The organism is Nocardia tenerifensis NBRC 101015 (assembly GCF_000308715.1).
GTDB classification, from domain to species: domain Bacteria; phylum Actinomycetota; class Actinomycetes; order Mycobacteriales; family Mycobacteriaceae; genus Nocardia; species Nocardia tenerifensis.
The window spans coordinates 1-11862 of record NZ_BAGH01000552.1 but is presented as its reverse complement, the minus strand read 5'-3'; the positions used below and the strand labels follow the sequence as shown (position 1 = coordinate 11862).

The 11862-nt window shown below is 69.3% G+C and carries 15 protein-coding genes and 1 pseudogene; 7 read left to right on the top strand and 9 right to left on the bottom strand.

Translation table 11 applies throughout. The features are described 5' to 3' along the window. A pseudogene (locus ON39_RS36345) lies at nucleotides 1–250 on the bottom strand (glycerophosphatase); the annotation flags it as partial. Nucleotides 251–321: 71 nt separating this feature from the next. Between ON39_RS36345 and ON39_RS36340 the strand changes: the two are divergent. Next, nucleotides 322–690 carry an arsenate reductase family protein gene (locus tag ON39_RS36340; protein WP_040740922.1) on the top strand — a complete coding sequence of 123 codons (369 nt, stop codon included), beginning with the start codon at nucleotides 322–324 and terminating at the stop codon, nucleotides 688–690. Between the two features lie 100 nt (nucleotides 691–790). Beyond that, on the top strand, nucleotides 791–1471 hold the full coding sequence (locus tag ON39_RS36335) for a TIGR00266 family protein (RefSeq protein WP_040740921.1): 681 nt from the start codon (nucleotides 791–793) through the stop codon (nucleotides 1469–1471). Between the two features lie 202 nt (nucleotides 1472–1673). Here the strand turns inward: ON39_RS36335 and ON39_RS36330 are convergent, their stop codons facing one another. Beyond that, entirely contained in the window at nucleotides 1674–2177 is a 504-nt protein-coding gene (locus tag ON39_RS36330; RefSeq protein WP_040740920.1) for an NUDIX hydrolase, read from the bottom strand. Between the two features lie 91 nt (nucleotides 2178–2268). Between ON39_RS36330 and ON39_RS36325 the strand changes: the two genes are divergently transcribed. From ON39_RS36325 to ON39_RS36305, 5 genes are all read left to right on the top strand, one after another. Continuing rightward, entirely contained in the window at nucleotides 2269–2661 is a 393-nt protein-coding gene (locus tag ON39_RS36325) for a nitroreductase family deazaflavin-dependent oxidoreductase (protein WP_040740919.1), read from the top strand. Between the two features lie 62 nt (nucleotides 2662–2723). Continuing rightward, the gene (locus tag ON39_RS36320) at nucleotides 2724–3095 is read left to right on the top strand and encodes a VOC family protein (RefSeq protein WP_040740918.1); all 372 of its coding nucleotides are present in this window, start codon (nucleotides 2724–2726) and stop codon (nucleotides 3093–3095) included. Between the two features lie 9 nt (nucleotides 3096–3104). Further along, on the top strand, nucleotides 3105–3452 hold the full coding sequence (locus ON39_RS36315) for an ArsR/SmtB family transcription factor (protein ID WP_040740917.1): 348 nt from the start codon (nucleotides 3105–3107) through the stop codon (nucleotides 3450–3452). Further along, nucleotides 3449–3892 (top strand): SRPBCC family protein, encoded by a 444-nt coding sequence (locus ON39_RS36310; protein WP_040740916.1) that lies wholly within the window; start codon nucleotides 3449–3451, stop codon nucleotides 3890–3892. The genes ON39_RS36315 and ON39_RS36310 overlap by 4 nt, the downstream gene beginning before the upstream one ends. A 141-nt stretch (nucleotides 3893–4033) precedes the next feature. Next, complete coding sequence (locus ON39_RS36305) at nucleotides 4034–4267, top strand: hypothetical protein (protein ID WP_040740915.1); 234 nt, start codon at nucleotides 4034–4036, stop codon at nucleotides 4265–4267. Between the two features lie 101 nt (nucleotides 4268–4368). Here the strand turns inward: ON39_RS36305 and yidC are convergent, their stop codons facing one another. The 7 genes from yidC to ON39_RS49225 all read right to left on the bottom strand — a co-directional run bounded on the left by yidC (nucleotide 4369) and on the right by ON39_RS49225 (nucleotide 11636). Then, a complete protein-coding gene (yidC, locus tag ON39_RS36300; protein WP_040740928.1) occupies nucleotides 4369–5253 on the bottom strand; it encodes a membrane protein insertase YidC in 885 nt (294 codons plus the stop codon). 86 nt (nucleotides 5254–5339) lie between these two features. Beyond that, complete coding sequence (locus ON39_RS36295; RefSeq protein ID WP_051187547.1) at nucleotides 5340–5639, bottom strand: DUF6412 domain-containing protein; 300 nt, start codon at nucleotides 5637–5639, stop codon at nucleotides 5340–5342. A gap of 25 nt (nucleotides 5640–5664) precedes the next feature. After that, entirely contained in the window at nucleotides 5665–6450 is a 786-nt protein-coding gene (locus tag ON39_RS36290) for a helix-turn-helix transcriptional regulator (RefSeq protein WP_306307558.1), read from the bottom strand. 88 nt (nucleotides 6451–6538) lie between these two features. Then, nucleotides 6539–7921: a condensation domain-containing protein gene (locus tag ON39_RS36285; RefSeq protein WP_051187546.1), complete on the bottom strand. Its 1383-nt coding sequence runs from the start codon at nucleotides 7919–7921 to the stop codon at nucleotides 6539–6541. Continuing rightward, nucleotides 7918–9372 (bottom strand): condensation domain-containing protein, encoded by a 1455-nt coding sequence (locus tag ON39_RS36280; RefSeq protein ID WP_051187545.1) that lies wholly within the window; start codon nucleotides 9370–9372, stop codon nucleotides 7918–7920. The genes ON39_RS36285 and ON39_RS36280 overlap by 4 nt, the downstream gene beginning before the upstream one ends. Continuing rightward, the gene (locus ON39_RS36275; protein ID WP_051187544.1) at nucleotides 9363–10814 is read right to left on the bottom strand and encodes a condensation domain-containing protein; all 1452 of its coding nucleotides are present in this window, start codon (nucleotides 10812–10814) and stop codon (nucleotides 9363–9365) included. The genes ON39_RS36280 and ON39_RS36275 overlap by 10 nt, the downstream gene beginning before the upstream one ends. Nucleotides 10815–11150: 336 nt before the next feature. Then, entirely contained in the window at nucleotides 11151–11636 is a 486-nt protein-coding gene (locus ON39_RS49225) for a hypothetical protein (protein WP_146251290.1), read from the bottom strand. Nucleotides 11637–11862 lie beyond the last annotated feature (226 nt).

Here is an 11862-nt window from a genome sequence, read left to right as displayed (position 1 = left end):
GCGGCTTGGCGACGCCGTTGGCCAGCGCGCTGGCGAGGCTCACCGCGGCTAAGCCGCGCACGGCCCCGCGCCGCTGCGACCGGTCGCCCGCCACGAAGAGTCCGGCGGCGACGGTCATCCAGAGGCGACTGTGGTTGGCGCTCATGCTGAGTGAGCGCAGGGCATTGTCGGCGGGCGTCGGACGCAGGCTGGCGCTGCGCCGCACGAGGCGGCGGTCCAGGGCATTGATCCGGTTCAGTCGTTTACGCATCGAATCGGACTTATCCAGCCGGCGAGCAATCAAACGGGGGAGGTGTCGGTCCCGCTAGGTACCCTGCTGACATGACATCTGGGCAGACGGAGATCTGGCACAACCCGCAGTGCTCCAAGAGCCGCAACGCCACCGCGTTCCTGGACGAGGCCGGCGTGCAGTACTCGGTGCGCCGCTACCTCGACGCGCCGCCGACCGCGGACGAACTGCGGGCCGTGCTGAGCAGGCTCGGCGCCGAACCGTGGGACATCACCCGCACCGGCGAGCAGATCGCCAAGGACCTCGGGATGTCCGAGTGGGGTCGCACGCCCGCCGACCGCGACCGGTGGATCGAGGCCCTGGCCGAGCATCCGCGGCTGATCCAGCGGCCCATCGTGTTGACCGCCGACGGCGGGGCCGTCCTCGCGCGGGACGAGGACGCGCTGCGGTCGCTCGAGTAGGCCACCGTCCGACAGTGCGATCGAGGCTTCGGACAGCGGTGTCCCAGCCCCCGACAGTGGTGTCCCTACCGCCGCGAATCAGGCGGTAGGGTCGGCGAATATAAAGGTACAACTGCGCCACAACCCCGCGTCGACGATCGCGCGGTGCTTCCTCGCGGGCGGCGAGCCGATGCGGGTCGAGAGCGGCGCCATGGTGGCGCACTCGGCGGGAGTCACATTGGCGGCCAAGGCCGAAGGCGGCATCCTGGCCGGACTGAAGCGCTCGGTGCTCGCCGGCGAATCGTTCTTCGTCTCGACGTTCACCGCGCCGCAGCAGGGCGGCTGGGTGGATGTGGCGCCCGCGCTGCCCGGCGACATGCTGAATCTGCAGATCACCCAGGACCGCCCGTTCTTCATCAGCCGCGGCGGCTGGATCGCGAATTCCCATGGCGTGCAGGTGGAAGGCAAGTGGGGCGGGTTCGCGAACCTGTTCGGCGGCGAGGGCGGCTTCGGCCTGCGCGCGCACGGCGAGGGTGAGGTCGTGGTCGGGGTGTTCGGCGCGATCGACGTCATCGACCTGCAGCCGGGGGAGCCGATCACCATCGACACCGGGCACGTCGTCGCCTACGACCTGGCGATGAACTTCACCATCCGCCGGGCGGTCGTCGGCCGGTCCATCCAGTCGCTGAAGTCCGGCGAGGGTTTCGTGTTCGACTTCGTCGGGCCCGGCCGGGTGCTGCTGCAGACCAGGAATCCGGGCGCTTTCGCCGCATGGGCCAGTTCGGTAGCCTCCTCCGGGTAAACCCGGTGCGGCGACCATCGGTGTTCACTCGGTGTTCACGCATCGACCATATGGGTCGTCGATGCTCCGGGGCTCATCGATAAGCCGACCATCGGAGAAGCATGGAAATACTCGAGATTTTCGCGAACATCTTCACGTCACTGCTGTCGCTCTGCAGCGGCAGCGCAGGCTGATCGGGTAAGGGCCGCCGGAGAGCGGCTGTTCAGGTGAGGAGATCGTCGACGAGTACCCGGGTGTCCGGCACGAACGGCCAGTCCGGGTCGGCCAGGTGGGCGCGCAGCTGCGCGTCGGTCCACCACCAGCCCTCGGCGATCTCCTCCGCCTGGTGGCGGATCGGTCCGTCGTAGCGCAGTTCGTAGGCGAAAACGTGGCAGCGCATAGGTTTTCCCTGCCACACGCCATCCCAGGACGCGCTGGCCGCGGGCCGCAGCGCGTCTGCGGTCACATTGATGCCCAGTTCCTCTGCCAGTTCCCGGACCGCCGTCCGCTCCGGCGACTCGCCGGGATCGATCACGCCGCCGGCCAGACAGTCGTGCATACCGGCGAAGACCATCTTGGTGTCGGTGCGGCGGTGCACGTAGATTCGCTCGCCGTCGCCGGAGCGCACCAGCACGCCGGCGCTGGCGTGCCACAGCCCGTCGCGGTAGACCTCGGCCCGATCGGCCGCGCCGACCACCCGTCCGGCCGCGTCGTAGACGGCGATCATCTCGGACTTCTGCTGAACTCTTTCCGGCTGCGCTGACACCGCTCGAGAGTAACGTCATGGCCGCACGCCGACTCGAGAGAGGACCGCGCCGATGGTGCTTCCCCGCGCACTCGCGAACTTCAACCGGTATGCCACCAACCCCGCCGCGGGACTGTTCGCCGGGCGCGTTCCGGGCTTCGCCATCCTGCGGCACAAGGGCCGAAAATCGGGTCGCGAGTACCGGACGCCGGTGTCGGTCTTCCGGCGTGACGGCGTGTACCGTATCGCGCTGACCTACGGGCGTGACGTCGACTGGCTCAAAAACATCAGCGCCGCAGGGGTTTTCACGTTGCGGACGCGCGGTGGAGAGATCGAGCTGACCGACCCGGTCGTACGGCACGACCCGTCGGCGCGGTGGGCGCCCGCGCCGATCCGGTTGTGGCTCAAGGCGCTGTCAGCCGAGTACTACGTGGAAGCGCGGCCGAATAGCCCTCTGCGTTCGTGAGTGATTTCCTGCTGGAATCAGCCGGTTGACAGGTAGGAAAAATCCTACCTATAGTCAACGGCATGACAATCACGCAGATCAACACCATTACCGCCTTCGTCTCCGACCAGGACCGGGCCAAGGAGTTCTACGCCACCGTGCTCGGGTTCGCCGTCCGCGGCGACCAGGTCATGGGGGAGAATCGCTGGCTCGAGGTCGCGCCGGGCGACGCGGGTACCTCGATCGTGCTGCACAAGCCGTTCCCCGGAGCGACCCCCGGCACGCTGTCCGGCGTCATCCTCGGCAGCGACGACGTGGACGACGCCGTCGCCCGGCTCCGGGAGGCGGGCGCGCAGGTGGACGGGCCGATCGACCAGCCGTGGGGCCGGCAGGCGACCTTCGTCGACCCGGACGGCAATTCTTTTGTGCTGCAAGCGAGTCCGGCGCAGAACTGAGGACCGTCGATGCCGCAGCGAACCAAGGCGAGCGCGGTGGACCTGCTGTTCGGCGCGCTGGCCAACCCGACCCGCCGCGACATCCTGGACGGGCTGCTCGACGGTGAGCAGACCGTCCAGGCCATCGCCGAGCGCTTCGACATGGCGCGGCCCAGCGTGTCGGAGCATCTGAAGGTGCTGCGCGACTGCGGGCTGGTCACCGAGGAGAAGCAGGGGCGGTTCCGCTACTACCGGCTCGCCGCGCAGCCGCTGCTCGAACTGCGCAGCTGGCTCGACCCGTACGAGCGGTACTGGCGCGCCAACCTCACCGAACTCGGCAAAGTGCTCGACGAGATGGACGAGGAGACGCAATCATGAGCGACGACCTGACCGCGATCGAGGTCGACCACTTCTACCCGCACCCGCCCGCGAAGGTGTGGCGGGCGCTGACCACCCCCGAGCTGATGGGCCGCTGGCTCATGGAGCCGGACGGCTTCGAGCCGGTGCCCGGCTGCCGATTCAGCATGCGCGCCAAGCCGATTCCCGCGGTGAACTTCTCCGGCGAGGTGGCCTGCGAGGTGCTCGAGGTGGTCGAGGCCGAGCGGCTGCAGATCAGCTGGGCGGACGCCGCCGCCACCAACCCCGCCGACTGGCGCATCACCTGGACGCTGCACTCTGAGGGTCGCGGCACCCGAGTATTGCTGCGCCACAGCGGATTCGACCCCGACGACCCCATCCAGCAGCTGTCCCGCCGGACGATGGGCGGCGGCTGGCCCGCTGTCGCGCGCAACCTCGGCAAGGCCCTCGACGCGATGTGATCGGCAGACGAAACCGATTGTGGGGCAATCGGTTATCTGTCGGTGGCGTGCGCTACAGTTCGATGGCGTCGACGGTGCACCCGGGTGTGCACCGTTACCCCATCGGTACGGGGAAGACGCGTGTGGGAGAGGGAGGGAATCATGCTGGGTAAGTCTGTCGCCATGGGTTTCGCGGTGCTCGCGGTCAGCGGCGTCGCCACGATGGCCGGGGCCGGTCATGCACTGGCCAACGCGCCGCAGACCAGTGTTTATCCGGGGCTGTCGCCGACCGAGTGCGCGAAGGTCACCGCCGACGCGCGGCGCAACGGGGCGGCCACGGCCATGTGCTTGCCGGATGGGTCGAAGAAGCAGAAGGCCGTCATCACCTACCGGTAGCGGTGTAGCCCTGTCTGTCGACTTCGCTTCTGTAGCAGCAGTTCTCGACAGGCAGACAGACAGGTGTGGGGCGGAGACCGTGACCCGGTCTCCGCCCCTTCTCACCGGCGTCGAACGGGTTTGGCGCCGGGCTTCGGGGCGGACTGTGCCCGCTCCTTGGCGGTTCGTGCGGCCTCCGCGGCGGCTTCGGCGTCCAGGCGACGGTAGACCACGTGCTGCTGGGCGAGGGTCCACGCGTTGTTGGTGACGAAGTAGAGCAGGATCGCCACCGGGACCAGCGCGCCGCCGATCAGAGCGAACGCCGGGAACACCCACAGGCTGAGCGGGCGCATCAGCGGCAGCGCGGTTGCGGTCTCCTGCCGCGCCATCGACGTGCGGGCGGTGAAATGCGTTGCCACAGCGGCGATCAGCATGAGCGGAACCGCCACGGCGGCGACCGTTGCCAGCAGGTCGCCCGAGCCGGCGAGGATGGCCGACAGCGGGGCGCCGAAAACCTTCGCGTGCAGGAACGACTGGACGTCGGCGGCGCTGAAGACGTAATTGGGGGTCGCGGCGTTCTGCTCCGGCGTCATCGGCGTCGCGGTGGCCTGAAACGGCAGATGGCCGGACGCGGCCGTGCGGTCGAACGAGCGCAGCACATGGAACAGCCCGATGAAGGCCAAAAGCTGACCGATGATCGGAATCAGTGCCCCGAAGCTATTGATGCCGTGCTCTTTATACAGTTTCTGTAGTTCGGTCGCTTGACGCGTCCGATCGCCTGCGTATTTTTGTTTCAAGCTCGCAACCTTCGGCTGCAATTTTTTGACAATTGCTTGGGTGCGCGCCTGTTTCAAAAATGGCACAAAAAGGGCGGCGCGCAATGTGAGCACGAGAAAAATCACCGAGAGCACCCAGGCGAGACCGCTGGCGGGTCCGAAGGCGGCGGCGAAGACGTAGTGCCACACCCAGAGAATGGCGGACACGGGGTAATAGACGAAGTCGAGCATGGACAGCACCTGACTGTGGGCGTGCGCGGGCGCACGAGAACGGAAGGGTCGACGACGCCGACGACACCTCGCGCGCGAGGTGAACGTCAGGCGGTCGCGAACCCTGGCGCTCGCGGGCGAGGACGCCCAGGGGTGTCAGGATTGCTCTGGCGCAGGAAGGAGCCGCGTCGGCGGCGTTGCGCGGACGGGGGCGGGCCGGAACCGACCACGGGAAGCGGCAGCCGGACGGACGGGTGCAGCGCGGCGAACGCGACGAACAGCGACGCCGCGACCACACCGACGACGGCCACCGACCCCGGCTCGCCCGCCGGAATCGTGAAGAGCACGAGCGCGGGCAGAACGAACGCGACGACGGCGTACGCCATCAGCCGTGCCCGCGAGATCATGCCCCGAGCATACTGCCCGTCCCGCTCAGAGGCTGATATCCCAGTCGACGTCGCGGCTCAGGATCGACGGCGGCAGCCCGAAGGTGCGCCGGCAGGTCCTGGTCAGATGCGAGCTGTCGGCGAAGCCGGCCGAGGCGGACGCGGTGGCCACGTCCTCACCGGCGAGCACGCCGTTCATCGCGAGGTAGAGCCGCAGCCACAGGATGTACCTGCGCAGCGGAATGCCGACCTGCTCGGTGAACAGATGGGTGAGCCTGGTCGCCGAAACCCCGAGTTGCCGAGCCACATCCGAGCCGCGGACCGACCCGTCGCGCACCATGTCCGGCAGCAACTGCAAGGCTGCGGTCACCACACCGTGCCGCTCCGGCGGCTCTGCCGCGTCGTCGCGCAGCAGATCCGCGAGGACGTCGGCCACGTGCTCGGCCAGCCCGCCGCGCGCCGGGTCGACGCTCAGCGTCTGCTCCCAGCCGTGCAGGTGCGCGCGCCGATCGGCCGCGGCCCCGGCGACGGTCTCCGGGTCGAGGTAGATCGCGAGGCCGTGCGCGGCGCCGCCGCAGACCCGGTGCGGGGCGTCGGTGGGCACGATGATGTGCGGGCCCTGTCGCCGCACCCCGCCGCCGTCCACGACGACGACGGGCGTGCAGGCCGCCGTGATCTGCACGGCGTGATGGGCGTGTAGCTCCGTGGGTAGGATCTCGCCCTCGAAGGCCAGGATGCCCGGCCGGAGCAGCGCGGCGCCGTGCCACGTCGTCGCGGCGGCTTCGGCGTCCGATGACGTCGAGAAGTCGTTGCTGACCAGAGCCTTCATCATCGGATGCTCCCGGCTTTCACGAGGATTTCCTCGCTGGATCCTGTACTGAGACTATCGGGTTCGGCGACCCGGCAGTCGTGGTTCGCGCTCATACCCGGACCGAGATCGCCGCGGACAGGTTCTTGGCGAGCCTGTCCAGGAACTCGCCGATCAGCGGTCCCGCGACGGGCGTCGCGGGGAAACGGGTGCGCAGCGCGAGCCCGTCGTCGGTGCGGGTGAACCACAGCTGCACGTCGTCCAGCGGCGCGCTGCGGCTGAGCTGGGCCGGGTTCCTCGGCACCGTGCGGGTGGTGTCGCTGCGCGACCCGCCGGGCAGCCGCCGATAGTCGGTGTAGGAGACGCTGAACAGGTCCCTTCTCGTCCGGCGCAGGTCGGCGCCCATCGCGGCGAGCACCCGGTTCGCCGGAACCTGCGCGAGCCGCTGCCCGGCCCGGACCGCCTCGTCAGCGGCCTGCGCGGTCGCGCAGAAATCGTGTGCGACCGGCACGTGGGCCGGCGCGTTGGACACCAGCCAGCCGAAGGTGTTGTGGTGGCGTGGCTCGCGGCGGGTGTGCACCGGGAACACCAGGTCGATCCCGTCGCGCCCGCCGAGCTCGGCCGCGGCCATCGCGACCGAGGCCAGCAGCGCGGCGAACATCGAGTACCCGTCCGCCCGCGACTTGCGGTGCAGCGCATCGGTCGCCATGGCGCCGAGCAACGGTCGAACATCGCTGCCGAACGGCGCCAGCGAGCCGACCGGTAGACCGAGGTCGAGGGGGAAATGCGGCAGATCGTTGCCCGCGGCGTGCAGGAAGTCGCGCCACGCGCGGATCAGCGGAGCGGTGGCCGCCGCCGGGATGGCGGCCTCGCGGGTCGAGTAGGACAGGAAGCTGCCCGGCTCGGGCAGCCGGTCGGCGGCCGCGACGGCGCCGTCGTGACCATCCTCGCAGGCGGCCCGGTACAGCTCGTCCAGCTCGGCCACCGCGATGGTGATGGACCAGGCGTCGCAGACGGCATGGTCGAATCCGCAGACGACAGTGGAGGTTTCGGGCCTGCTGAGCGCGCCGAGGAAGTACGGCGCGAACGAGAACGGCGAGCACGCCCGGTCGAGCCGGCCGCCGAGGACGGTGCGCAGGTCCTCGGTGGTCACGGTCTCGACGGCGGGCTGGGGGACGAGGCGGATGTCGCTGTCCACCACCACGTGCACCGACGCGGGATTGCCGTCCGCGGGCGGTGCGAAGCTGCAGTGCAGCGCATCGTGGCGCGGCAGCCAGACCGAGAACGCCGTCTGCAACGCCGACTCGTCGATCGGGCCCGCCACGTCGAAGGTCGCGGCGAGCCAGGTCGTCGGGCCGCCCGAAGCGAGGTGGATGGCCTGGTTGGCCGTCGGCGGCGTCGCGTCCGGCGTCGGGCCCGGCTCGGCGCGCGCCGCCCACTCGAGCAGGGTGCCCGGCGGCGCGTTGAGCTGGTCGAGAAAGAGCAGCTGCATCATGACCTCGCGAGAGCTGGTGCGGCGACCGCGAAATCGCCGGTGTCGGCGATGGCGCGCAAGGTGGTGCGGATCTGCTCCAGATACGCCGCGGCGGACTCGTGCGCGATCGGCGTGTCCGGATACATCATCGTGACGTGCAGCCGCTCGAGCTCCCGGTTGAACCAGATCGGCGAGGTCTGCCCGATCCGGCTGCGCGAGCCGAGCCCGTTGATGCCGGACACGCCGGGCAGCGCGTTCTCCAGCGCCGCGCCGGAGATCGCGCGCACGTCCATGTAGGACACCCACGGCCAGTCGGTGGTGACCGGCAGCGGCGCGCCGGTCAGCTCGGCGGCGCGCGCCAACGCGGCGTGGATCGGCACGTTGGCCAGCGGCTTGGCCCACTCCAGCGCCAGGCCCGCCCGGCCGATGAGGTCGGTGAACCGGGTCGCGCCGTCGAGCTCGAACGAGATCGGCATCAGGTTGACGAACCAGCCCTGCGCGAGCTGATACTGCGGTTCGCCGCGCGTCCCGACCACATTCAGGCCGAGATAGCTTGTGCGGCCCGCGAATTCGAGCTCGGCCAGCGCGATGGCGGCGTACAGGCCCGCAGAGAACGAGCCGCCCGCGCTCTTGCACGCCGCGGCGAACGCGTCGCACTGCGCCGCGTCGAGCATGACCACCTTGGTGCCGAAGCTGTCGGCCAACTCGCCTGGGGCGAGGCCGAGCTCGATCGGCAGCGGACGGACGCGCTCGGCGTTCTCGGCCAGCAGGGTGGCCAGCCGCTCGAGCTCCGGCGGCTCGGCGGCGACGGCCGCGCGCTCGGCGCGCGCGAACTCGACGTAGCTGCCGACCGGCGGCAGCGCGGGCTCCTGGCCGGTGGTGAACGCGTAGTACATGGCGTGGAACTCGTAGATCGAGGTGATCACCGACAGCCCGTCGGTGAACGCGTGATCGGCGCTGTAGACCACCGTGAAGCCCTCGTCGCCGCCGTGGTCGATCACGCAGCAGACGATCGCGGGCCACCGCGTCGGATCGGCGTTGGCCTTGAACTTCGCGACCAGCGTGTCGCGCAGCTCGCCGCTGTCGGTGAAGGTGCCGAGGGTGCTGGTCGCGAGTTCCACGGCGTCGGGGTCGAGCAGATACCTGGTGAGGTCGAACTTGCCGTCGGACTCGTCGAGCCGGAACCACGAGCGCAGGGTCTCGTGGCGGCGCAGGAACGCGGTGTAGGTGCGGCGCAGCGCCTCGGGGTCGAGCGGGCTCGCGATGCTGAAGCACAGCGACAGCTCCGAGGCCAGCGGATCGTCGGACTGCCTGCGCGCCGACCAGCGCCGGATATGCGACTCCTGCAGGTAGGTCGCCGGCGCGTCGGACGGCGCGGTCGTCTGCGTCGCGGCCAGGCTCGCCGCGGTCGGGGTGAACTCGATCAGCACGCCGGGCTTCGGCTGCCAGTCTTCGGTGAGGGTCATCTCCATGACAGCGGCGCTCCTTCGATCGGACGGATTCGGGCGTCTCCATAGCGGGTGAACTCGGCGAGCAGGTCGCGCATCCGCAGCACATGCCGGTGGATGTCGCGGGTCGCCCTGGTGGTGCCCGGGTAGCGCATGTTGAGCGTCACGCCGTGCTGGGTGCGGACGAACCAGAAGAAGAACTCGTCGGCCGACACGTTGCGGCTGCGCAGCCAGCGGGTATTGGTGTCGAGCCAGGTCGGCGCGGACTGCGCGCCGCGAACGTCCATGTAGGACACCATGAACGAGATGCGCGGCCGGACGTCGAGCAACTCGCAGACCCGTCCGAACGGCACCGTCGCCGCGCCGCGGGTGCGCCGCAGTTCCTCGCCCGCGGGCCGGATGAGCTCGGCGAGGTGGCGGGCCGGGCCGCAGTCCAGCTGGAACGGCGCGAGCCCGACGAACCAGCCGAGGGTGTCGGCCCACTGCGGGTCGGTGCGCGTGTGCAGCGGGATCACCGTGCGGAAATCCCGTCCCGCGCCGAGCTCGGTCGTGGTCACCGCGAACGCCGCGAGCAGGGCCGCGAACAGCCCCTGGCCCTGTTCCCTGGCGACCACCGAGGCCGCGTCGGCCGCGTCCGCGTCGAGCACCTCGACCGACAGATTGCGCTGCGGCACCCGTCGCGGCGTGGCCTGCGCCGGGCCGGTGAACTCGATCGGCGCGGCGGCGACCTTGCTGAGCGTGCCGCAGGGCAGGGAGTTCTCGGTGTTCTCGGGGAAGAACGTCTCCCAGGTCCGCACCGCGGGGTCGTCGGCGGTGGCCGCGGTCGCGCGGGCGCGTTCGGCCTGGCAGAAGTCGAGGTAGCTACCGGTGTCGCACAGCTGCGCCGACTGCCCCGCGCGGACCGCGTTGTAGAGCGCGTGCAGTTCGCCGCCGGTGGAGACGGTGGAGTAGCCGTCCATGATCGAGTGGTCCGCGGCGAACACGACGGTGAAACTGTCGCGGCTCGCGATGGTCACGGCGACGTAGGAGGGCCAACGCAGCGGGGAGGTTCCGTCGTCGAGCAGGCCCTGGACCAGGCGGTATGTCGCCATGGTCGAGGTCGGCGCGCCCGCGTCGACCGGCTGCACCCGGATCTCACCGGGCGGCAGGGTGTATCGCGCCGGCCGGCCGCCCTCGATGGCGACGTGCGAGCGCAGGCTCTCGTGCCGGTCGATCCAGGCGTCGAAGGCGGTGCGCCAGGCCTGCGGGTCCAGCGGTCCGTCGATCCGGAACGCGTGCCCGAGCCAGTAGTGCCGCCGGTCTCGTATTCGACTGTGCTCCACCGCATCTCGAAGATGATGCTCGTGATTGTAGGAAACGGCGCGAGTATCCCGCGGCCAGTCGGCCCAGTGCGCGGTGGCGGTCGGGAGCCACTCGATCACACGGCCGCTCGGCAACGGATAATCGGCCAGTTCGATGAATTCCATGACACACCTTCAGCTGCCCATCGGCGTTTCCCATGAGCGATAAGGGAAATGCCGATCCGAATAGTGACAAGAATTTCGGCCTGCATCCGAGAACTTTGTCCGAACGGTCCCGGGACGTCATCGTCGGACCGGAACGAGACAAACTGTAGAACTATTTCCGAGTGGATGTGACGGTGAGCCTGATCACCGGAATTTGCCCCGCAATCGCGGACAACGGTGTCGCCGGCGAAGCGTGAGCCGAGCGCGGCGCGTCTGCCAGGGCGGATGTGAAACACTTAATGTTCAGGTAGCTGATTGATTGCTGGACAACGTGTCCCAGTGCGCTTGGAATTCATCCTAGGTTTGCGTGATTTTTACAGGTGACGGGTCTGGAGCGTGGCGAAACGTGACCTGGGTCACCGGGTGGTGTGTGCGATTCCGGTCTGCCCGTCCGCTGTCCCAGCCATCGAACGTCGAGGTGAGAAGCGATGCGATCGCCTTCAACGGCGAACCGGACGAAACGGATTCGGCCTGCGCGGTGCGAACGGTGGCGGAGAACGAGTAGGTGAAACCTGCCGGCCTGCCGTGGGACCGGGCGGCTCGGCCGACTGGTTGCGTGCAGTCCTGGGCGTGCTGTTCAGTACTGGATTCCGCGTGCCGGTGGACCTGCCGGTGCCTGCGGGCATCGGCGATCACCTCGATGTCGCCGCGTCCGCATGTCTTGGTCGCCTCGTGGTCTGGTCGATGATGCGGCGGGCATTCGTCAGCTGATCGGGCAGTGAAATCCACGCTGGTCGAGGCCGCGGCGTCAGCGGTCTCGGCGACCGTGGCCGGCTCGGTCACGATGCGCTGCGGTCGGCTCGGTCCTGGTGGGGCTGTGGTCGGGTCGGTCCTGGTGGGGCTGTGGTCGGGTCGGTCCTGGTGGGGCTGTGGTCGGGTCGGTCCTGGTGGGGCTGTGGTCGGGTCGGTCCTGGTGGGGCTGTGGTCGGGTCGGTCCTGGTGGGGCTGTGGTCGGGTCGGTCCTGGTGGGGCTGTGGTCGGGTCGGTCCTGGTGGGGCTGTGGTCGGGT

Coding starts and splice junctions, on each gene's coding strand:
- ON39_RS36295 (WP_051187547.1), bottom strand. CDS start 5,639: ATGATCTCGCGGGCACGGCTGATGGCGTACGCCGTCGTCGCGTTCGTT.
- ON39_RS36325 (WP_040740919.1), top strand. CDS start 2,269: ATGGTGCTTCCCCGCGCACTCGCGAACTTCAACCGGTATGCCACCAAC.
- ON39_RS36340 (WP_040740922.1), top strand. CDS start 322: ATGACATCTGGGCAGACGGAGATCTGGCACAACCCGCAGTGCTCCAAG.
- ON39_RS36330 (WP_040740920.1), bottom strand. CDS start 2,177: ATGATCGCCGTCTACGACGCGGCCGGACGGGTGGTCGGCGCGGCCGAT.
- ON39_RS36310 (WP_040740916.1), top strand. CDS start 3,449: ATGAGCGACGACCTGACCGCGATCGAGGTCGACCACTTCTACCCGCAC.
- ON39_RS36280 (WP_051187545.1), bottom strand. CDS start 9,372: ATGGAGATGACCCTCACCGAAGACTGGCAGCCGAAGCCCGGCGTGCTG.
- ON39_RS36290 (WP_306307558.1), bottom strand. CDS start 6,450: ATGATGAAGGCTCTGGTCAGCAACGACTTCTCGACGTCATCGGACGCC.
- ON39_RS36315 (WP_040740917.1), top strand. CDS start 3,105: ATGCCGCAGCGAACCAAGGCGAGCGCGGTGGACCTGCTGTTCGGCGCG.
- ON39_RS36285 (WP_051187546.1), bottom strand. CDS start 7,921: ATGATGCAGCTGCTCTTTCTCGACCAGCTCAACGCGCCGCCGGGCACC.
- yidC (WP_040740928.1), bottom strand. CDS start 5,253: ATGCTCGACTTCGTCTATTACCCCGTGTCCGCCATTCTCTGGGTGTGG.
- ON39_RS36305 (WP_040740915.1), top strand. CDS start 4,034: ATGCTGGGTAAGTCTGTCGCCATGGGTTTCGCGGTGCTCGCGGTCAGC.
- ON39_RS36275 (WP_051187544.1), bottom strand. CDS start 10,814: ATGGAATTCATCGAACTGGCCGATTATCCGTTGCCGAGCGGCCGTGTG.
- ON39_RS36320 (WP_040740918.1), top strand. CDS start 2,724: ATGACAATCACGCAGATCAACACCATTACCGCCTTCGTCTCCGACCAG.